Genomic DNA, 20875 nt, shown 5'->3' on the forward strand with positions numbered 1-20875 from the left:
GGCCGTCTGGTGCTTGCCGAAAACACGGAAGGTTTTTGTCAGTTTTCCTGCAATAATTCAACGCCGGAAAGCACGGGCTTGAGCGGGGAGCCGGGCGCGGGACGCAGATGAATGGCCAGGTCCTTGGTGACGGAAATGCCCTTGAACTCCTTGACTACTCCGCGGAACGGCTCGCCGGTTTCCTGGATGAGGTCCAGTTTTTCCAGGACTTTCTGCCCCTGGATTTCGATGTCGAAGACCCGCTGTCCTACGGCGATTTCATCGGGCTCCGAGAAATACAGGCGGACTGTGTAACGGACCGGCTCCAGCTCGGGCAAATCCGCGCTGGAGTGGATTTGAGCGGGGGCATTGGTGCTGCTGCTGCGGCTGCCGGGGCGGAAACGTCCGGGCGGCGGCGGGCCGGGCGGACGAAAGCCGGGGGGCCGATTGGTTGCGGCGGAAGCGAGGGCGGGGTTGTTGGTGTCCGAAGTTGAGTTGTTGGGGGGCGTAAGGCCCGTTTGATTGGTGCTGGCGCCGCTGCCGCGCGTGGGGTCATCGTCGTCATCGTCATCCTCACTGCTCGAGGGCCGGGCGGGCAGGCGGGCGGGGACGGTTTGGGGGGTGATGACCAGCGATTCGACTTCGCGCAGCCCCGAAGCAAACACATAGGGATGACTGTTGCCGCTCACGCTGCTGACGTGGCGGCGGAAAACGGGGGCGTTGGTGAAGACGTTGGTGACGCCCGCGCCGTTAAAAGAGACCAGGACTTTCGGGGAAAGCTCGCTGGTGGGGGGGTATTCCAGCCACAAGGTACCGTCTTCGGCCAGGCGGTCGCCGGGGGCGCCGAGATTGAGGCCCAGGCGGGCGATGCGCACGCTGTTGGTCAGGGTAAGCCCGGAGAGGTTGCAGGTCCAAACCTCCAATTCGGGCATGGGCACGAGGGCCAGGGAGGTTTGGTTTTGGTAGGGGCAACTGCAGGTGCGGGTGTAGTCCGGGGCGTTGACCACCCCGTTGGCGATGATGAGGTTGGCGCTGCAGCCAGATTTGAAGCCGCCCCAGTTGCCCAGGCCGCTGTGGCGCTCCAGGTCATAGAAACCAGCCGCGCCGCTGCGGAAGGTCATCAGGTATTCGCCGGCGATGGGGGTATTGCAGCCGTAGGTGCGATAAACCTTCCAAGGCTGGGGCAGGCCGGTGAGGGGATTGAGGATTTCGTGCGGCTTGCCATCGCGCAGGCGGTAGGCGCCGGCGCTGGTTTGATAAGAGACCGGCGTGGTAATGATGAGATCGTGGTACAGCACGCACGGGCCGTTGTGGGGGAAGTCATTGCGGCGCGCCCACAGGGATTTGCCGTCGGCGGCCTGCAGTACTTGCATGCTGGAGCTGGTCTCGTCCCGGAGGCGGTCAGTGGCTTTGGCCCCCGCCAACAGCAGCAAATCCTCGCTTTTGCTATAGGCCAGCCACGAGCAGGAAACGATGTCATCCTGCTCCCAGGCCATCTGGCCGGTGCGGAGGTCAAAGGCCACGATGCGGTAACTGGCCGGCACCGGTTGTTGTTGGGCGCGGAGTCTGGCCTCGACACTCTTGGGCCAGCGGTCCAGGCAATACACTTTGCCTTTGCCGGCCACGATGCCGTTGTGGATGAAGCTGTATTTGGCTTCCACCTGCCACAACACCTTGCCGGTGTGGCGGTCAAAGGCGGTCAATCCCTGGCAGGCGGCGAGGTCCGTGGGGGGCGGCGGCCAGGAGAGCCGCGGGCCGCCAAAGCGGCGATTGAACAGCGCGAAATCCGTGCCGCCGAGGAGGATGTCCTCATAAACGCCGATGTAGGTCCATTGGCCGCTCTTCTGGCCGCGCAGTCCGGGCATGGGGATGTCCTGCAGAATTTGGCCGGTGGCGGCATCGAGCACGGTGCAGTGATTGCTTACCGCCACATAGACCCGGTCGGCCGTCACGACAAAGTTGGCTCCGCGGGCATTGGCGCCAGGGATGTGCCGTTGGTTGTAAAGGGTGGTGAAGGGATCGTCTTTGAGTGTTTCGTCATAATAAATACCCGAGGTATCCAGTCCCGGGATGACGGTTTTCCAGAGACGCCGCCCGGTATAGACGTCACGGGCGCTGATGCAGTCCATGCCCTCGATAAACAGGCGTCCTCCGGCCACCTGTTGCGAAGGCCCGTGGCCGTGGCGGGGCAGCACATCCAGGTGGGTGTTGCCGCCAAACCATAAGACACCCACTGGCAGGCGGACGGTCTTGTCGTCGGATTTCACCGAGTTGGCCACATCACCATATTGGTGGGTCCAATCCGCCGAGCCGGGCAGCGGCCCTTCACGCACCAGGCAAAGGTCTTCTCCTTCGGCGCGGAGGACGGCCTGGCTGAGGGCGGCGGTGCGGACGGTCCCGGCCAGGGGAGCCGCGCCGCTGAGCCAGAGGATGCCGCCGTAGGGACGCACGGAATCATAAACTTTGGCCAGATCACAGGGGGTGGCGGCTCCCAGGGCCAGGCCGCCGCTGAGCACACCCGCCACCTCCGCATTCACCGCCGGGGTGGCCGTGCGGGCCAGTTGTTGGGCGAGAGCAGGCTCCACCACCACGAGGTTGGCGATGTAGGGTGGGGCGCCGAAGTTGAGGGGGTCGGCGGCCACGAGGGCCAGGCGTTTGCCCAGCCAGCCGGCTTTGTCCCACTGGCGGCGGAGCTGTTCGACTTTGTTGGTGTCGGAGTCCACCACAATCACATGCAATTCAGAGGCGGCCGCCAGGGCGGCAGGCACATCCGGCTGCGCCAGCCCCAGGTAAAAGGCGTAGCCATCCTTGATACCGGTGCGTTCCAGGATGCTTTTGGCCCGGGCCACGGCTTCCGGTGTCAGGGTGAGGAGCTCAGGGGTTTCGTGCAGGATTTGCGGGGGGCCACCGCCGGTGCCAAAAGCGAGGATGTGCCCCTCCAGCCCCACGGCAAACAACATGCCCTGGGCGGCCAGCAGACGGCGGATTTGATTGGTGACGGGATGGGACCAGATGACCCGGGCGGGATTGCGTCCTGCCGGCGGCGCAATGGCCTGGAGCTGGTTGGAGCCTGCGGCGTAGAGCACGCCGCCGGCGCGAATCAAATCGCCGGAGCCATCGGCTTCAATTTCCCAGACCAGGGTTTTATTGTCCGCGCGCCACGCCTGGATGACCTTGGGGATGGAGCCGGCGGGGAGATTGGTGCGGGCATGGGCCAGGTTGGTAATGGCGCGGCCCAGGCGGCGTTCCATGCTGGCCAGGGTGTTGCTGGCCGAGCGGATGGCCATGCGGTCCCCGGTTTCCAGGGCATCTTCAAAATCCTTGCGGGCCTTGATGGCGTTGTATTCGGCCGCTTCGAGGTTTTGCTCGGCGGTGACCACGGCCATGAGGTTGCTGGGATAATCGCTGGCGGTGTAATAATGGCCGCGGCCGAGGACCGGCTCATTGAGGATGAAACTGGAGCGTTTGCCGGTGGCCAGCTCGTGGGCGCGGGTGCCGCGTTTGCGGGTGTGCACAAAAAACTCCTGGTCATTGGCCAGCACGAGCGAGCCGCCGGTGCCCTTGCCCGATTCGGTGAGATGGTAGTAAAGGAAATCCCCGGACTGGCGGTCGAACACTGCCGGCACCGAGCGGCCGCCGGGCACGAGCAGGTGTTTGGCGGTGGCCACCAGCGCGCCCTGGGGGGCCACCCCCCCGAAGGCGGGGGCGGCGTGCGGTTGTTTCATGTACATTGGGCCATTGCTGTCATTGACCCAGCGCACCTCGCCGGTTTCGGCCTCCAGGGCGTAAATGAACACCCCCATGAACGGCCAGATGCTGGCCGCGAAGTACACCACATTGTCGCGAATCACCGGCCCGCCCCGGGCGGGCCAGGCCGAAACCAGGCGGCTGTTGCCCAAGGCTTTGCGGGGGGAGGGGCCGCCGCGAAACTTCCAGTGGAGTTTGCCCTCGGCGGCACTGATGCAGTAAAGCCAGCCGTCGTCGCTGACCACATAAACCTTGCCGTTTTGGGCGGCGGGCGGGAGGCGCACGGGGCCCTCGGTGTAGAAGACCCAGGCCTGCTGGCCGGTGCGGATGTCCACGCCGATGACCCGGTCGCGATCATTAAACCCCACTATGAGGTGCTGGCCCACAACAATCGGCTCGAACACCACGTCAAAGGGCATCAAGTCTTGATTGAGCGGGTCTTCCCAAGTGGGCGTGCGTGGGGGAAACTGCCACGCCCAGCGCAAGGTGAGGTTGGTGCCCAGGCGCTCGGGGGAATCGGCGGTGCGGCCGGCGTCGTAGCGCCACTGTGGCCAGTTGGCGGAGGTGACGGGGAGAACGCCACCCAGCATTAAGATGGCGGCCAACGCCGCCATGGCGAGAGCTTTCATGCTGTGGAAAATGAATACCAGCCCGGGGGATTTGGCAACGCGGAAAAGTGGCCAGCTCTTGCACTCTGCGGCTTTCCCCGGCGCCCGCCCGGGCAGGCCGGGCAAAAAGGTTTGATAAAGCGGGGGCTTGGTTCAGTCTAAAGGTTATGCGTCTTTTGTGGATTGGCATGGTGGTTCTCGCCCTGCCCTGGAGTGCCCTTCCGGCGGCACCCGTCCGGGGCGAGGTGGTTTATACGAACGATTTTGAAACCCCGGCCAGCCTGCAAGGCTGGCAGGGACGTTGGGAGAGCGATGCCGGATACCAGGGGGGCCGGGCGGCGTTGTTTCAGCAGGCGCCGGGGCTGACCAATCAGTCGGTTACAGCGCGGCTGGCCCTGCCTTTGGAGAAGGTGCGGGGGACGGTGCTGCGCGTCAGCGCGCAGGTGAAAGCCGAGGGGGTGACGCCCAAGCCCAACCCCTGGAATGGCATCAAACTCATGCTCGCCATTGAGTCGCCTGCCGGCAATCAATGGCCGCAGGCCAGCGTGGAGACGGGGACGTTTGACTGGCGGCGGGTGTCCATGACCGCCCGCATTCCCGCCAACGCCACGCAGGTGTGGCTGGTGCTGGGGATGGAGCGTGTGGCGGGCAAGGTGTGGTTGGATGACGTGGGGGTGAGCGTGGCCAAAACCCTGCCCGCCCAACTGCCGCCGCCATTTCCCGGCCCGATGTACAGGGGCCACGATTTGCCCCGGTTGCGGGGCGCAATGATTCATCCCAACATCAACGAGGAGGGTTTGCGCACCTTGGGCCAGGCATGGAATGCCAACCTCATCCGCTGGCAGCTCATCCGGTCAGGCCGTTCCGGGCAGGTCAACGAAGTCCAGGATTTTGACGCATGGGCCGAGGGGGAATTGAAGAAACTGGACGCCGCGCTGCCATTGTGCCGGAAGTACGGGCTGTATGTGGTGCTGGATTTGCATTCACCGCCCGGCGGCCGGGCCACCGCCGGGGGGTACATAGGCTCGGATCATCGGCTGTTCACCGAGCGCGCGGCGCAGGACAAGTTTGTCGAGTTCTGGCAGCGCACGGCGCGGCGCTACAAGGGGGTGGATGTCATTTGGGGATTTGATCTGGTGAATGAGCCGGTGGAGGATTATGTCGAGGAGGGGCGTGACGACTGGGCTGCGCTGGCGGAGCGGGCGGCGCGGGCCATCCGCGCGGAAGATCCCCGGCGCACGATCATCGTCGAGCCCTCGCCATGGGGCGGCCCGCAAGGGCTGGCGGATTTTGTGCCATTGCCGTTGTCAAACATCGTGTACAGCGTGCACATGTACATTCCGCACCGATTCACCCACCAAAACGTCCACGGTCCCAGCGAGCCGATCCTGTATCCGGGCCAGGCCGAGGGCAAGTACTGGGATGCGCGCCAACTGGAGGCCGCCCTGCAGCCGGTGATTGACTTCCAGCGGCGATACAATGTGCACATTTACATCGGCGAATTCAGCGCGATCCGGTGGGCGCCCGAGGGGAGCGCCTATCGTTATCTGAAAGATGTGATTGAGATTTTTGAAAAGCACGGCTGGGACTGGAGTTACCATGCCTTTCGAGAGTGGCAGGGCTGGAGCGTGGAGCATGATGAAAACCGCGCCAATACCCGTCCCGCCGCCCAGCCTACAGAACGCCAGAAGTTATTGATGGAGTGGTTTGCAAAAAACCGCAAGCCGGCGTGGGCGGGTAAATGAGGAGCGGCAACGCCAAGGGTTGATAGGAGTGGGAATCCCCAAAATCCGGGCTGCCATTGCCCGCTGGAGATTGGAGTCGGGCCGGAAGCCGGAGGGCATGCTGGCGCGGGCGGTTGAATCGCCCCGCCGCCGGTTGCCTGAGCCTATTCTTTGGCGCCAGCCTTGCGGAGCATTTCGGCGATGCCGACAAAGCCCTGTTTTTCCGCCAGGGCCAGGGGGGTCAAACCGTCAATGGTCTTGGCGGTCAGGTCGGGCTTGTAGGTGAGGAGCAGCTCCACGAGCATGCGGTCGCCGTTGCGCACGGCGAAATGCAGCGGGGTGGCGTTTTTATCGCCCTGCACATTGATTTGTGCCTTGCGGTCCAGGAGCACCTTGGCGATGTCCACCCGGCCGCGGTCGCAGGCCACCAGCAGCGGGGTCACGCCGGCCTTGGAGCGGGCGTTGACATCGGCCTTGTTGTCCAGCAGGAATTCCACGGTTTCCACGGTGCTGCGGTCGCAGGCGAGGTGGAGGGCTGTCAGACCGGCGTCGTTCGTCACATCCACCGGCACATCCTGTTTGAGCAAAAACTCCACCGGCTCCTTGCGCCCGGAAAAGGCGGCGGCATGCAGCGGGGTGTTGCCCTCCTTGTTGCGCGGGTTGACGGGCGATTTGTGCTCCACCAGGAATTGCATCATTTCCACGTTGCCATTGAGCGCGGCCACGTGGATGGCCATGTTGTCCAGGCGGTCTTTGGCATTGACGAGGTCCAGGCCGGGATTGTCCTTGATGATGGCCTTGGCTTTTTCGGTTTGCCCCTGCGCCAGGGTGTCAAAGAGCAAATCGCGGAGGGTGGCCAGTTTGTCTTCCGCCTTGGGATTGCTGGCCAGCAGCAGGTCCACCACCTTTTGATGGCCGCGAATGCGCGCCATTTGCAGGGGGGTCAGGCCGACGCGGTTGGTGGCGCTGATGTCGGCCTTGGCGGCGAGCAGGGCTTCCACCACCTTGACATGCCCCAGGCGGGCGGCCACATGGAGGGGGGTGGCGCCGTCTTCCTCGCGGTCATTGACCAGCTCGGGATTGGCGGCCAGGAGCGCTTTGACCTTGTCCACGTCATTGGCGCCGGCGGCATCGTGGAGGTCGCCCGCGCGCACAGGAAAGCCGGCCGGCCCGCAGGCGAGCAGGAGGGCCAGGGCCGTGGCCCACAGGTTTTTGGTCATGCCTTTCATGTTGTTGTTCATTGGACGTGCCCGGCGGGGGGCCGGTTCAAAGTCAAATCCTTAGCTGTCCCGGACAGTGATGCCCAGGGTCTGCTTCAAGTGCGCCACCAGTTTTTCCTGGGCGGCGTTGACTTCGGCATCGGTGAGGGTGCGCTCGGGATGCCGATAGGTAAAGGAGTAGGCCATGCTTTTCTGGCCCGCGGGCAGGTGGGCGCCGCGGTACACGTCAAACAGCTCCACCGCCTCCAGGTGCGGGGTTTTCGCCTTGCGCACGGCGTCCAGAACGGCGGCATGCGCCAGCTCCACCGGGGCCAGGAAGGCCAGGTCACGGCGCACGCTGGGGAAGGCCGGGAGGGGTTTGAATTGTTTGTCGGCGTTGCGGCGGCCCAGCAGTTCATCCACTTGCAGCTCGGCCAGGAGCACCGGCTGACGGACATCGTAGCGGCGGGCCACCACGGGGTGGAGCCAGCCCATTTCACCCAGCGGCACCTTGCCGCCCAGGAGCACCTCGGCCGATTCCACCCACAGGGCGGTGGGGTTGGCGCGCCGCGCAAAAGCCACGGCGCGCAGGCCCAGGTGCTCAAAGAACTCTTCGAGCAGACCCTTCAAGTCGAATAGGTCTGCCTGGGCTTCGCGCTCCGGCCCTTCCCAGAAGCGCGGGGAGCGCTGGCCGGTCAGCGCCACTGCCACCCGCCATTCTTCGTGGATTTTGCCGTGGCGCAACTCAAAGACGCGGCCGATCTCAAAGAGAGCCACATCGGGGGTCTTGCGGTTGACGTTGTGTTGGAAGGCATGAATCAGCCCGGGCAGCAGGGAGGGGCGCAGGGCGTTCATGTCGCTGCTCAGCGGATTGGCGAGCCGCACCAGCCGCGCGGGATCCACGCCGTGGCATTCGGTTTCGCCCAGCAAGGTCTGGCCCTGGGCCTCGTGCAGGCCCAGGCCGGTGAGCAGACGGCGGATCTCGCCCAGCTCGTCGTGGCGGCGGTCAAAGGGGTGGGTTCCCAGGGCACCGCGCGGCGGGGTGGCGGGGATTTTTTCCACGCCGTACAAGCGCGCGATCTCCTCGATCAAATCCACCTCCCGTTTCAAGTCCACGCGGAAGGAGGGGATTTGAAATACCAGCGGCGGCAGCGGCGCAGGCGGGGGAGCATCCACGGGCGTGGGCACGCGGCGGGATACTTTCAGGCCCAGGCCGACGAGCAGGCTTTCGCAGGTTTCGCGCGGGATGTCCACGCCCAGCAGGGCGCGGACTTTTTCCGGGCGCAGGCTGATGCTGCGCGGCGCGGCGGGCTGGGGGTAGGCATCCACCACGCCCCGGGCGAGGCGGCCGCCGGCGGTTTCCAGCATGAGCTGCGCGGCGCGGCGGCTGGCGTAATCGGTGATGCCAATATCGGCTCCGCGTTCAAAGCGGTAGGAGGCATCGGTGCGCAGCCCCAGTTTCTTGGCGGTGCGGCGGATGTTGGTGGGGTGGAAATACGCGCTTTCGAGGAGCACATCCACGGTCTGGTCGTTAATTTCGGTATTTTGCCCGCCCATGACGCCGGCCAGAGCGATGCCTTTGGCCGGGTCCGCAATCAGCAGGTTTTCGGTGGTCAGGGTGTGTTCCTGGCCGTCGAGGGTGATAAACTTTTCCCCCTCGGCCGCGCGGCGGACGATGATGGCGGGTTTGCCCTGCGCATCCCTGGCCAGCAGGTGATAATCGAAGGCGTGGAGCGGCTGGCCGGTTTCGAGCATGACATAATTGGTCACGTCCACCACGTTGTTGATGCTGCGCAGCCCCACTTTTTCCAAGGTATGGCGGAGCCAGTCAGGACTGGGGCCGATCTTGACGCCGAGAATGACGCGGGCGGTGTAGCGCGGACAAAGCTCGGGGTCGGCAAGCGTGACGCTGACCAGCGCGTCCGCCGGCTGGGCGGCGTCCTCCGGCAGCTCCGGGATGGATGGGAGGCGGAGGGGGTTGCCGGTGAGCGCGCTGATTTCGCGGGCGATGCCCAGGACACTGTTCCAATCCGGGCGGTTGGGGGTGGTTTCGAGGTCATAAACCACATCCCCGCGGGCGCGGCCCAGGTACTCGGCAAACGGCTGGCCCACTTGGGCATCGGGGCGCAGGATGAGCAGCCCCTCGGACTCCTCAGCCAGGCCCAGCTCGCTGGGGGAGCACATCATGCCGTGCGATTCCACGCCGCGGATTTTGCCCACTTTGATGGTGAACGGCTCCTGACCCGGTTTGGCGGGGAGGGTGTGGCCGGGCAGAATGAGCGGCACTTTGTCACCGGGCTGGAAGTTTTGCGCGCCGCAGACGATCTGGCGCTCGCCCCGGCCGTCGTGCACGCGGCACACGCTGAGCTTGTCGGCGTTGGGGTGTTTTTCGCGCGTGATGACCTGGGCCACCACGATGCCCTCGAATTCCCCCCCGATTTTCTCGATGCCCTCGACCTCCAGGCCGAGCATGGTGAGGCGCTCGGCCAGCTCCTCGGGCGACCAGTCAAAATCCACGTACTGTTTGAGCCAGTGGTAGGTCAGTTTCATGAGAGAATAGAACAGCGGGTTTAGAACTGGCGCAGGAAGCGCAGATCGTTTTCGTAGAAAAGGCGGATGTCGGTGATGCCGTAGCGGAGCATGGCGATGCGTTCAATGCCGAAGCCGAAGGCCCAGCCGGTCCATTCTTCGGCGTCATAGCCCACGTTTTCAAACACCTGCGGATGCACCATGCCGCAGCCGGCGATTTCCAGCCAGTCCTTGCCCATGCGTTTGACCAGCGCGTTGCTGAAATCAATCTCGAAGCTCGGTTCGGTGTAGCTGAAATAGTGCGGGCGGAAGCGGATTTTGACATCGTCGCCCAGCACTTCGCGGAAGACAAACTCGACGGTGCCCTTCAAGTCGCCCACCGTCACGCCCCGGTCCACGTACAAGCCCTCGATTTGATGGAAGGTCGGGTTGTGCGTCGCATCCGCGTTGTCCCGGCGGTACACCCGGCCTGGCACAACGATGCGGATGGGCGGGGGCATTTTTTCCATGACCCGGATTTGCACCGAGGAGGTGTGCGTGCGCAGCAGCGGCCGCCCGTGGGCTTCCAGGTAAAACGTGTCCTGCGTGTCGCGCGCCGGGTGATCGGCCGGCGTGTTCAGGGCGTCAAAGCAGTGGTAATCATCTTCCACCTCGGGGCCATCGGCCACCACAAAGCCCAGCTTGCGGAAGCTGCGGACGATGTCCTCGGTGACCTGGGTCAGCGGATGCAACCGGCCCAGGGGGCGCCGGCGTCCAGGCAGGGTGAGATCGGTGGGTTCTTTGGGCAGGGCGGCCTGGAGTTCCAGTTCGCTGCGGCGGGCGGCCAGGGCGGCTTCCAGCTCGGCCTTGGCCTCATTGATGGCCTTGCCGGCGGCGGGTTTTTGCTCCTTGGGCAGCGTGCCGAGTTGCTTCATCAGCGCGGTGAAGCGGCCCTGGGCGCCCAGATAAGCGCCTTTGGCCTGCTCGAGAGCCGCCAGATTGGGGGCCGCCGCAAAATCCGCCAGGGCGGCCGCTTTTAGTGGTGCGATGTCATCCATTAAACCCATAAGTCAGCCTGCGCGTTATGCGCCAAAAAATCAGGTTTGGACAGGAAAAAGATGTTCCGGGTCAAGACCGTGGTTCCTCTGGCGCCGTTGCCTTTACAAATGGCAAAACGGGCGTCCCGGTGGGGGCGCCCGTTGGGCACGCGGCGCGATGCCGGCCGCGGAAAGCGGGGGCTGAATCAACCTTTGACGCCCTTGGCCTGAAGGGCCGCGCGGGCGGTGGTGACCAGTTCATTGAAGGCGGCCGCATCGGTGGCCGCCAGGTCGGCGATGATCTTGCGATCCAGAGCCACCTTGGCGGCTTTCAGGCCCTCCATGAAACGGGCATAGGTGAGGCCGGCGGCGCGGGCCGCCGCGTTGATGCGGATTTGCCACAGGTAGCGGAACTCGCGTTTCTTGCGGCGGCGGTCACGGTAGGCGTATTGCCGGCCGTGGTCCACGGCGTCGGAGGCGTAACGATAAAGTTTGGAGCGCCGCATGCGGAAGCCTTTGGCGGCTTGCAGCATGCGGGAACGGCGCTTCCGGGAGGCTGGAGCATTCGTTGCACGCATAGCGATCGAATCAGTAAATCAGGATTGCAGCATGGCTTGGCCGTCCTTTGGCCGGTCAACCCCGGTGATCAAAGGGCAGGCTGGCCAGAACGCGGTGGGCATCGGTCGGCGGCACCACCGCAGGCTTGCCAAGCATCCGCCGGCGTTTGGGGCTTTTGGTTTGCAGCAGGTGCCGGCGCCCGGCGCGCGCACGCAACACCTTGCCGGTGGCCGTAATCTTGAACCGCTTGGCCACGGATTTCTTGGTCTTTATGCCTTTTGGACGACGCATAACAGGCTCTCTTTCGTACCAATAAAAGAGCGGGGAATATACGCACCCGCGGAGAAGCTGGCAAGTGTTATTTGGAGATTTTTGGCCGGGCCTCAAACTCCCGCCTTAAAGATGGGTAAAGGGGGCCGTTTTATTCCTGGGTCAACGCTCGATAAAAGCGCCGTGGCCGGCCGGGCGCGGCAGTGTCGAGAAGCTCGGTGGAATCGGTGGTGGCGGTGAAGTTGGTCCAGGTCTGCCATCGCACCAAATCCTCGGAATATTGCAGGGTGTAGGTTTTGTTGGGGGCGAGGGCCAGCCGCAGGCGAAAGCCGTGCGTGCGGATTTGCTGGCGCTCCGCCAGGTCTGAGGGCGAATGCAAACGCAGCGCGGTGCGCACACTGAACAGGGGGCTGAAGCCCTCGTGGGCTGCGCCATCAGCGACGCGGATTTGCGCGGCACTGGCGGGCCGGCCCACGGTAACAGTGCCCACGGCCAATCCCTTGGAAAACTGTGCCGGGAAATTCAGGTTGGCGGGCAAGGTGGAGAGTTTTTCGCCGGTTACCACCAGGTCCACCAGCGGCCACTTGAGGTTGCTGGCGGCGGTGGTGGGGAAAACATTTCCATTGCCCAGGTAGGCGGCCTGGATGGTGCCAAACGCAAAGCTGGCGGGAAGGTCTGAGCGGTAATAGCCCTGACCGGAGGTGATATAAACTCCGACACGGTAAGTCTGGCCCGCGGTGAGCCAGACGGGTTGGGCCAGGGCGGTTTCCCTCCAGGTGCCGTTCTGACTGGTCACCGGCTGGGAGAACAGCAGGTTGCCCTGCTGATCCCAGAGTGAAACCTGGGTGCCGCAATAATGGCGGACATGGCTTACCTGGAGATTGTTGGTGGGGGTGAAGGCGTAGCCCAGCGTCAGCCCGGAGGCGTTCAGGGCGCCGGAATGTTGCGGCTGCCCCAGCAGGTTGGTGCTCACCTGGGTGTAACCGTGCACGCTGAAGGTGGCCGAGCCTTCAAAATTCATCACCCGGTTGTTCCAGGAATCCAGCGCGATGACGCGCACTCCGAGGGGTTCGCCGACGTAGGCGTTAGGGTTGCCCAGCTCCACGACGAACCGGGAAAGGCTGCCATACTCGAGCACGGTGATTTGGGCCACCTGGCTGGTGGCTTTGCCGAATTGATTGCTGGCCACCAGATAATAGGCGCCTGCATGGGGCAAATCCACCGCCGCCACAGAATAGGTGGAGGTATGGACACCCGGCAGGAGGGCGCCGTTTTTGTACCAAAAATAAGACAAAGGCAGGCCGCCCTGCACCGAGGACTGCAACTGGAGGGGCATCCCTCGCACCAGGGAGGCGGACTGGGGCTGGCTCGCAAACACCGGCGGCGCCCGCACAATGAGCAAGGCCTCACCGGATTGAACGGTGCCTGCGGCGTTGCTCACGCGCACGCTGTACCGGCCGCCGTCCTCCAGACGCACGGCCGCGATCTGATAACTGGCTGACGTGGCGCCGGTGATGGGAGCCCCATCCTTGAACCACTGGTAACTTAACGGGGAGGAACCGCTGGCCGTGATGGAAAACGTGGCCGGCTGTCCCAGGTCCACCGTCAGATTTTGCAAGGACTGTTCCAATCGCGGCGGGGTCAAGACGGTGAGCGTTGCGGCGGCGCTGGTCACGGAGCCACCGGCATTGCTCACCTGCACGGTGTAGTTGCCCTGGTGCGCCGGGGTGGCCGAAGCGATGCTGTACGTGCTGGTTACGGCGCCGGCAATGGGCACACCATCCTTGAACCATTGATAATTCAAGGTTCCGCTGCCGCTGACCTGGACGCTGAAGGTCACGGCCTGGCCGGCGGCCACAGTCTGGCTTTGCGGCGCCTGGGTGATCAGGGGAGGGCTGGCACTGGTGGTGTCTGATAAATCCGGAATGCCATCGCCGTCGGTGTCATTGTTGTCAATGATGAGCAAATGGTTGTATTCGTAATCCACCCAGGAGGTAGCCGTATTGCCATCGCTCATGGTGAAGCGCCCGTAGTAAGTGTTGCCGCGCCGGGATAGAGTGAAGCCGTAAACCGTGACGGATCGTCCGGTGCTGTTGGTCATTTGAAAGGAGGAGACGGTGAGCTGATTGGCATTAACAATCTGGTACGTGGCCGTGCCGCTGACGGTCAAGGCGCCGTCAAATTGCACCCCGGAGATGAATACGGTGCGGTTGTTGAGGTTATAGCGAATCGTCCCCAGGGTGCCGACGCTGTTGAAGGCGCCGCTCACGCTAACCCCTTCGGAGGAAGTCACGCTGTAGGAGCCCCGATAGGAGTTGGCGGAGCGATTGATGGCTCCACTGACACTGGCCGTCATGGTGCCCACGCCCACCTGGGTCTCGCGCACCGTGCCGGAAAGCGTCAGGGAGGCGGATTTGCGGATGTCAATGAAATCAGGCAAATCGTCCTGGTCAGAGTCGGTGGAAGGCACGGTGAGGGTTAAGGTGCCATATCCATAATAACGGCTTTGCGGCACATAATAGGCATCGTAGTCACTGAGGTAAGTTTGGGAATACATGGAGGAGGGCTTGATCTCCCCACTGTATTTATTGTTTTCCTGCCGGGCCCAAGTGTCTCGCCCGTCGTAGGTGCTGAAGTAATAGCGCTGGCCGTTTGGGCTGTTACCTGGTTCCAGCAGCAAACTCAGCGAATGGTGGTAATAACTGGCTGTCCGTTCCTGGGCGCGGGCATTCATGGCCATGCCCCCCAGCCAGGCGGTGGTCAGGGCTATGAGGGCTGAGATTTGCAATAAAGCATCCCAAGGTGAACCGATGGAACGACCGTCAGAGTTAAAAACGCTGGCCCTCTTCATAAGCTTCTGGTTTTGGTTGTGACAAGGTGAGACAAATTATTTCTAATTTGTCAAGCATGAACGGTGCAAAGCGTGCCTCCCGGCGGTGACGCTTGATGCATACCCAAACGGGGGTGTGCCTCCCCAAGCTTCGGCTTCTTCAGGTTAAAGAAGGTGGCGTAGAGTTTTGTTGCAAGACAATCTCCAGGGAAAGGAGGGCACCAGTGCCGTGGCGCCGGGAGCCCTGCTCGTTTTGGCATTGCTTGGAGGCTGGTGCGGATTAGAGTGAGGGCATGAAAGCCATGTTACAGACCTCGTCTTCCTCGCGTCGTGCCTTTCTAAAAACTGCCGCCCTGGGCGCGGCGGGTGTGTGGCTTGCGCCACGTATTTATGCGCAGGCCGCCGGCGCCAACGAAACCATCCGGGTGGCTGTCGTCGGCCTGAATGGCCGCGGCGCCAGTCACATCAGTGAATTCAACAAACTGCCCGGGGTGCGCGTGGTGGCCCTGTGCGATGTGGATTTGAAAGTGCTGGAGGCGCGGGCGCAGAAGCTGGAGGGGGTGCAGAAATATCAGGATTTGCGCAAGATGTTGGAGAGCCGGGAGATTGATGTGGTGTCCATCGCCACCACCAATCACTGGCATGCGCTGGCCACCCTTTGGGCCTGTCAGGCCGGCAAGGATGTGTATGTGGAAAAGCCCTGCAGTCATAACGTGTTCGAGGGGCGCCAGTGTGTGGCGGCGGCGCGCAAGTACAACCGCATTGTGCAGCATGGCACGCAGCGGCGTGCCGGCGGGGATGTGCGCATGGTGGCGCTGGCCAAAAGCGGGGTGTATGGCAGGCTGCTGGTGGCCAAGGGGTATTGTTGCAAACCGCGCTGGAGCATCGGCTTCAAGCCGGTGGAGGAGCCGCCGGCGGGCCTGGATTTTGATCTCTGGCTGGGGCCCGCCCCCCGGCAGCCGTTTCACCGCAACCTGGTGCATTACAACTGGCATTGGTTCTGGGATTTCGGCAACGGCGACATTGGCAACCAGGGCGTGCACGAGATGGACGTGGCGCGCTGGGTTATTGGGGGCACGCTGCCGCGCTCGGTCATCAGCCTGGGCGGGCGCTACGTGGAGGGCGAAGGGCACAAAGATCAGGGGCAGACCCCCAATCAAATGGTGACGGTGCTGGATTTTGATGGCACGCTGCTTTTGTTTGAAACGCGCGGCCTGGTGGGCAAGCTCAAGGAATATCCCAACAAAGTGGCCAATGAATATTTCTTCGAGGCCGGGGTGGTCAAGGACGGCAAGTTTTTCCCCAAGGGCAAGACCGAGGGGGAACCCCTGGCCAAGGTGGATGCGCCGTCACGGTCGGGCAATATCTTTGCCAATTTCCTTGAGTGCGTGCGCAGCCGCAACCGCGAGAAACTGCATGCGGACATTCTGGAAGGCCATTTTTCGAGCGCCTGCTGCCATTTGGGCAACATCTCCTATCGCCTGGCCAAGGAGCGGCCGTTTGAGAAGCCCAAGGATTTCAGCGACAACGAAGTTGTGGGCGAGAGCATCATGACGGTGCTGGAAAACACGAGGGCGATCGGCGTGGAGCCGGAGAAGGCCACGTTGTGGGTGGGGCCAAAACTCAACTTCGATCCGCAAAAAGAGAGATTTATAGGCAGCCCGGAGGCTGACCGCCTGTTGACCCGCGAGTATCGCGCACCCTACGTCGTGCCGGAAAAGGTGTAGCTGGCGCCGCCGGTTGGGCTTAATGCCCCCCGCTGGTTTTGAGGCCGTGGAGGGACTCGGCCTGACTGAGGCGGCTCCAGAAGAAGCCATAGAGGGCGATGGCCACAAAGCAGGCCATCGGCACAATGAAGCCGCGGGACATGTTGGTCTGGTCGGCCACATACCCCATCAGCTTGGGCAGAATGGCGCCGCCCATGATGGCCATGACGATGTAGGCCGAGGCTTTTTTGGCGCGCACGCCCAGCCCGAAAATGCCCAGCGCGAAAATGGTGGGGAACATGATGGACATGAAGAAGTAGCTCAGAAACACGCATACCACGGAGAGCCAGCCGAGCTTGAAGAACACCAGCAGGCAGACCAGCACATTCATCAGGCCGTAAAAGCCCAGCATCCGGTGGGCGCTAAACCGCTTCAACAACCATGCGCCGGTGAAGCGGCCCACCAGGAAGCAGAAGAAGCCGAAGGAGGCCAGGTTGGACGCCCCGGCGTCACTGATGCAGTAACGGCCGGGGGTGTAGTTGAGCAGACCGGCGAAGCCATCGGTCAACAACAGGCGGTTGAGCAGGGGGGTGTTGCGCTCCCTCTCCGGCAGCGCCAGCATTTCCTTGGTGGCGGCGCTCAGGGAGACGCCGGCAAAGATTTTTGCATCGTAAATGTTGGTGCCGCGGACGATGCTTTTCAAATCCTGCACCAACGGCACGCTGAGAAGTTTGGGGTTGGTTTTGCCGGGGATGTACTCCGCCAGCACCGCCCGGGTGTCGGAGGATAGTTTTTCCGCCACCAGCGCGGCCACCGGATCGCTTTTGGCCTTCAACCGGGCCGCCAGCGCCGGCAGATCCTTCAGGTCATCCCGCGTGAAGGAGGTGTTGACCTCGATCCATTTTTTGGTGCTCTCGCGGTGCCACGCGGCGGGCAAATCCGGCACTTCCGAGGTCACGTAGTTGATTAAAAAGCTGAAAATGCCGGCCTGGGCGGCCACATACAGAAACTGCGCCGCCACGGCGCCGGAGAAATGGGGGTGGGACCAGATGCTATGATGGGAAAGTTTGCGGGTGAGCGGCGCGATGAGCACGGCGGCCACGGCAAAAATCAGCACGCCCAGCCAGAACAACACCACCGTCAGGGCGTGATCGGCGTTGATGGTGAACGAGGAGGGGTGGGGCAGGGCGGAGGCCAGGCCTTTGAGCGATTCACCCACGCCGGTGGCGCTGAGGATCAACCAGGAGATCATGCCAAAGACCAGCAGCAGGATGGCCACATTGACGAGCAGTAGGCCATAAACCAGCCCGCGCGAGGCCGGCTTGACCGCCGCTTCGGCGCCATTGTTTTTATCGTCCAGATGGTAGTCGTCTTCCGTGTTGATGTCCGGCATGGGGGCGAAATAGAAAATGACGGCCAGAATGATCACCACCACGGCCACCCCGGCATAAGGTATCCAGAGCGTCTCGGCGCCGGTGCTGCGCCCGGTTTCGTCGGTGCCGTAAAAGTATAAACTGCCGGCAATCGGCCCCAGAATCCAGCCCACACCGTTGCAGGATTGGGCCAGATTGATGCGGGTGGCCGCGTAGCGTTTGTCGCCCAGCACCGTGGTGTAGGGATTGGCCACTGTTTCCAAAAAGGTCAGGCCGGCGGCGATGGTGCAAACCCCCAGCAAGAAGGCCCAGAACTTGGCAATGTGCGTGGCCGGGATGAACCAGAGGCCCCCCACCGCCACCATCAGGAGGCCGGCAATAATGCCGCCTTTGTAGCCCAGCCGGATGGCCAGCCAGCCCGCGGGCAGCGCCATGATGAAGTAACCCAGGTAGTGCGCAAACTGCACCCAGGCGGACTGGCTGAGCGTGAGCTTCAGTTCGTTCTGGAAGTGCTTGTCCATCACATCAATCATCCCGTTGCAGAAGCCCCACAGGAGAAACAACGAGCTGACCAGCGCGAAGGTGAAGGCGACATTTCTGCCGTCGGCAGTTACAAACAGACCTTTTTTCTCGGTGTTCATGCGATTGCCCCCGGCAGGCGGACAAAAGAGGCCGGCCCGCCGGCGAATGAGTTATGCTGTGTTAGTGCCGCTTTGGTAGCCAAAGCCGGGCGGCGCGTCAAGCGTGGCCTCAAGCACTTTGGGACGAAGGCCGCGTGTGGAGCCCCAGGAATGCCCATGCGCGGTCCCCTTAGGAATGGCAGTGCGGCGGGGCGATCTGTGGGTAGAGGGCCAGTCTGTTGCCTGCAGGCGGGGCCGGGGCTGTTCAATGGAACAGCGGAGGCATCCGGGCAAAAAAAACTGGCGGCCCGGTGTCCGGCCGGGCCGCCAGACAACTACTCACCCAAAGAAGAAGGCGCCGGGTGGTGTGACCCAACGCAGGGGGATTGGTATAGAGGGCGTTTTGCCGTCGCCATGAGGGCGGCGGCGGTTGGCGGCAACTGTGTGAGTCCAGTAACCATAAACCAAGTTACCGAGTGGTAACAAGCATAAACCATGCCGGACCTCACGGGCCCGAGGAGCAGGAGCGCCCGGGCGGCGTTTGGGGCCTTAAACCCGCAAAAATAAGGGGTTTGGGCGGTAGGAGGCTGCCGGGGCCACGGTCAGGTTGGCGCGGCCGGCAAGATTTGCTGGCACAGTTTTGACCAGTGGTTGGTAATTTATCACCCTTGCGCGGCGGGAGGAGGTTTGGGGGCGGGCGCATGATGTCCCCGGCCCAGTTTGACCTCCAGGTGCAGTTCCCGCAGTTGGCGGGGTTCGGCGGCGCTGGGGGAATTGGTCATCAAGCAGGTGCCCTTGGCGGTCTTGGGGAAGGCAATGACATCCCGGATGCTGGGCGTGCCGCACAAGATGGCAATGAGGCGGTCAAACCCCAGGGCGATGCCGCCGTGGGGCGGGGCTCCATAGCGGAAGGCCTCCAGCATGTAGCCGAAGCGGGCCTGGGCAATATCGGGCGGGATTTGCAGGATGTCCTCGAAAATGGTTTTCTGGACGTCAGGCTGATGAATGCGGATGCTGCCGCCGCCCAGTTCCACGCCGTTGACCACGATGTCGTAGTGCTGACCGCGCACCTGCTTGGGATTGGTTTTCAGCAGGGGAATGTCCTCGGCCACGGGGGCGGTGAAGGGGTGATGGCTGGAGTACCAGCGGTTTTGCTCCTTGTCGAAACTGAGGAGCGGGAAGTCCACCACCCACAGAAAATCAAAACGGTCTGCCGGGACGGCGAGGCGGCCCATGGACTTGAGCAGCTCGGCGGCGTAGAGGCGCAGCTTGCCCAGAATCTCGCAGGAGGTCAGCCAGGGCCCGGCGGCAAAGAGGAGCAGGTCGCCTTCCTCCACGCTCATCCGGTTTTGCAGGGCCTCCTTTTCAGCAGGGGTGAAGAATTTGACGATGGGTGATTTCCATTCGCCGCCCTCGACTTTGATGAACGCCAACCCCTTGGCCCCCATGCTTTTAGCCAGCTCGGTAAAGGTGTCCATCTGCCCCTGGGTGGCACAGGCCAGCCCTTTGGCGTTGAGGGCCTTGACCACGCCTCCGTCGGCCACGGCTTGGCTGAAGACCTTGAAGCTGCTGCCGCGGAAGGTTTCGGTGAGGTCCACCAGCTCCAAACCGAAGCGGGTATCGGGTTTGTCAATGCCCCAGCGGTTGAGGGCCTCGACAAAGGGGATGCGGGGGAAGGGGGTGGGGATGTCCATGCCCAGGGCCACCTTCCACAGGCGCTTGAGCAGGCCTTCAATCAGGGCGTAAATGTCCTCCCGTTCGATGAAGGACATTTCGAGGTCAATCTGGGTGAATTCGGGCTGGCGGTCGGCCCGGAGGTCTTCATCCCGGAAGCATTTGGCCAATTGGAAATAGCGCTCGATGCCGGCCACCATGAGGATTTGCTTGAACTGCTGCGGGGACTGCGGCAGGGCATAGAACTGGCCGGGGTTGGTGCGGCTGGGCACCAAAAACTCCCGGGCCCCCTCCGGCGTGCTCTTGAAGAGCATGGGCGTTTCGATTTCCAGGAAGCCCTGCTCATCAAAATACTGCCGGGTGGCGGTGGCCACCTTGTGGCGCAGGCGCAGGTTGCGGAGCATTTCGGGCCGGCGTAAATCCAGATAACGGTATTTGAGGCGCAACTCTTCGTTGACCTTGGAGGCCGCCTCCGGATCGTCCACCGGGAAGGGCAGCACCTCGGTGTGATTGAGCACCTGCAACTCGCGCGCCACGACTTCCACTTCGCCGGTGGCGATTTTGGGGTTGGCAGTGCCTTCCGGGCGAATACGCACCTTGCCGGTGACCAGCACCACCGACTCCGGGCGCAGGGCGGCCGCCTGCTCGAAGACGGCGGGGGCCAGGTCGGAGGGATCAAACACCACCTGTGTGCGGCCCTCGCGGTCCCGCACGTCGAGGAACAACACCCCGCCGAGGTCCCGGCGCGAATGGACCCAGCCCGTCAAAGTGACCGTTTGCCCGGCGTGTTCCCGCCGCAGCTCATTACAATGATGCGTCCGTTTCATGTCCAGGGGGTCGCGTGGCCTTGCCATGCAACCTGCAAAACGCCGGATGCTGGCGTGAGTGCGGCCAATTTTCAAAACAAAAAATCAACTCCGTTTGCCAGGGGGCAGCCCAGCTTGGGGGAGGGGGCAGACCCACGGGGCCGCCGGGGGGGAATATTCGCTTGACTCTGGTGTGGGTGGCGCGATGCTGTTCGCGACTAAAAACCGGTTCCCAT

The 20875-nt window shown here is 63.0% G+C and carries 11 protein-coding genes; 2 read left to right on the top strand and 9 right to left on the bottom strand.

Going from position 1 to position 20875, the window contains the following annotated elements:
• Positions 1 to 38: 38 nt before the first annotated feature.
• Entirely contained in the window at positions 39 to 4355 is a 4317-nt protein-coding gene (locus N3J91_00725; GenBank protein ID MCX8154967.1) for a PQQ-binding-like beta-propeller repeat protein, read from the bottom strand.
• Positions 4356 to 4501: 146 nt separating this feature from the next.
• Between N3J91_00725 and N3J91_00730 the strand changes: the two genes are divergently transcribed.
• On the top strand, positions 4502 to 6079 hold the full coding sequence (locus tag N3J91_00730; protein MCX8154968.1) for a glycoside hydrolase family 5 protein: 1578 nt from the start codon (positions 4502 to 4504) through the stop codon (positions 6077 to 6079).
• 143 nt (positions 6080 to 6222) lie between these two features.
• Here the strand turns inward: N3J91_00730 and N3J91_00735 are convergent, their stop codons facing one another.
• The 6 genes from N3J91_00735 to N3J91_00760 form a co-directional block, all read right to left on the bottom strand.
• A complete protein-coding gene (locus N3J91_00735; GenBank protein MCX8154969.1) occupies positions 6223 to 7278 on the bottom strand; it encodes an ankyrin repeat domain-containing protein in 1056 nt (351 codons plus the stop codon).
• 60 nt (positions 7279 to 7338) lie between these two features.
• Positions 7339 to 9807: a phenylalanine--tRNA ligase subunit beta gene (pheT, locus tag N3J91_00740; protein MCX8154970.1), complete on the bottom strand. Its 2469-nt coding sequence runs from the start codon at positions 9805 to 9807 to the stop codon at positions 7339 to 7341.
• 20 nt (positions 9808 to 9827) lie between these two features.
• Positions 9828 to 10832 carry a phenylalanine--tRNA ligase subunit alpha gene (pheS, locus tag N3J91_00745; GenBank protein MCX8154971.1) on the bottom strand — a complete coding sequence of 335 codons (1005 nt, stop codon included), beginning with the start codon at positions 10830 to 10832 and terminating at the stop codon, positions 9828 to 9830.
• Positions 10833 to 11008: 176 nt separating this feature from the next.
• Positions 11009 to 11380 (bottom strand): 50S ribosomal protein L20, encoded by a 372-nt coding sequence (rplT, locus tag N3J91_00750; protein MCX8154972.1) that lies wholly within the window; start codon positions 11378 to 11380, stop codon positions 11009 to 11011.
• A 55-nt stretch (positions 11381 to 11435) separates the two neighbouring features.
• Complete coding sequence (gene rpmI, locus N3J91_00755; GenBank protein ID MCX8154973.1) at positions 11436 to 11651, bottom strand: 50S ribosomal protein L35; 216 nt, start codon at positions 11649 to 11651, stop codon at positions 11436 to 11438.
• Between the two features lie 130 nt (positions 11652 to 11781).
• Positions 11782 to 14418: an immunoglobulin domain-containing protein gene (locus N3J91_00760; protein ID MCX8154974.1), complete on the bottom strand. Its 2637-nt coding sequence runs from the start codon at positions 14416 to 14418 to the stop codon at positions 11782 to 11784.
• 335 nt (positions 14419 to 14753) lie between these two features.
• Between N3J91_00760 and N3J91_00765 the strand changes: the two genes are divergently transcribed.
• A complete protein-coding gene (locus N3J91_00765) occupies positions 14754 to 16187 on the top strand; it encodes a Gfo/Idh/MocA family oxidoreductase (GenBank protein MCX8154975.1) in 1434 nt (477 codons plus the stop codon).
• Between the two features lie 19 nt (positions 16188 to 16206).
• Here N3J91_00765 and N3J91_00770 read toward each other — a convergent pair whose 3' ends face one another.
• Positions 16207 to 18180, bottom strand: a complete 1974-nt coding sequence (locus N3J91_00770; GenBank protein ID MCX8154976.1) for an MFS transporter — start codon at positions 18178 to 18180, stop codon at positions 16207 to 16209.
• 641 nt (positions 18181 to 18821) lie between these two features.
• Positions 18822 to 20660 carry an aspartate--tRNA ligase gene (aspS, locus tag N3J91_00775; protein ID MCX8154977.1) on the bottom strand — a complete coding sequence of 613 codons (1839 nt, stop codon included), beginning with the start codon at positions 20658 to 20660 and terminating at the stop codon, positions 18822 to 18824.
• Between the last annotated feature and the right edge of the window lie 215 nt (positions 20661 to 20875).

Source organism: Verrucomicrobiia bacterium (genome assembly GCA_026414565.1).
In the GTDB taxonomy this organism is placed as follows: Bacteria; Verrucomicrobiota; Verrucomicrobiia; order Limisphaerales; family Fontisphaeraceae; genus Fontisphaera.

Excerpts from the sequence above, each read along its gene's own strand:
- N3J91_00730 (MCX8154968.1), top strand. The coding sequence starts at position 4,502 with ATGCGTCTTTTGTGGATTGGCATGGTGGTTCTCGCCCTGCCCTGGAGT.
- pheT (MCX8154970.1), bottom strand. The coding sequence starts at position 9,807 with ATGAAACTGACCTACCACTGGCTCAAACAGTACGTGGATTTTGACTGG.
- rpmI (MCX8154973.1), bottom strand. The coding sequence starts at position 11,651 with ATGCGTCGTCCAAAAGGCATAAAGACCAAGAAATCCGTGGCCAAGCGG.
- N3J91_00770 (MCX8154976.1), bottom strand. The coding sequence starts at position 18,180 with ATGAACACCGAGAAAAAAGGTCTGTTTGTAACTGCCGACGGCAGAAAT.
- pheS (MCX8154971.1), bottom strand. The coding sequence starts at position 10,832 with ATGGGTTTAATGGATGACATCGCACCACTAAAAGCGGCCGCCCTGGCG.
- N3J91_00765 (MCX8154975.1), top strand. The coding sequence starts at position 14,754 with ATGAAAGCCATGTTACAGACCTCGTCTTCCTCGCGTCGTGCCTTTCTA.
- N3J91_00735 (MCX8154969.1), bottom strand. The coding sequence starts at position 7,278 with ATGACCAAAAACCTGTGGGCCACGGCCCTGGCCCTCCTGCTCGCCTGC.
- aspS (MCX8154977.1), bottom strand. The coding sequence starts at position 20,660 with ATGAAACGGACGCATCATTGTAATGAGCTGCGGCGGGAACACGCCGGG.
- rplT (MCX8154972.1), bottom strand. The coding sequence starts at position 11,380 with ATGCGTGCAACGAATGCTCCAGCCTCCCGGAAGCGCCGTTCCCGCATG.
- N3J91_00725 (MCX8154967.1), bottom strand. The coding sequence starts at position 4,355 with ATGAAAGCTCTCGCCATGGCGGCGTTGGCCGCCATCTTAATGCTGGGT.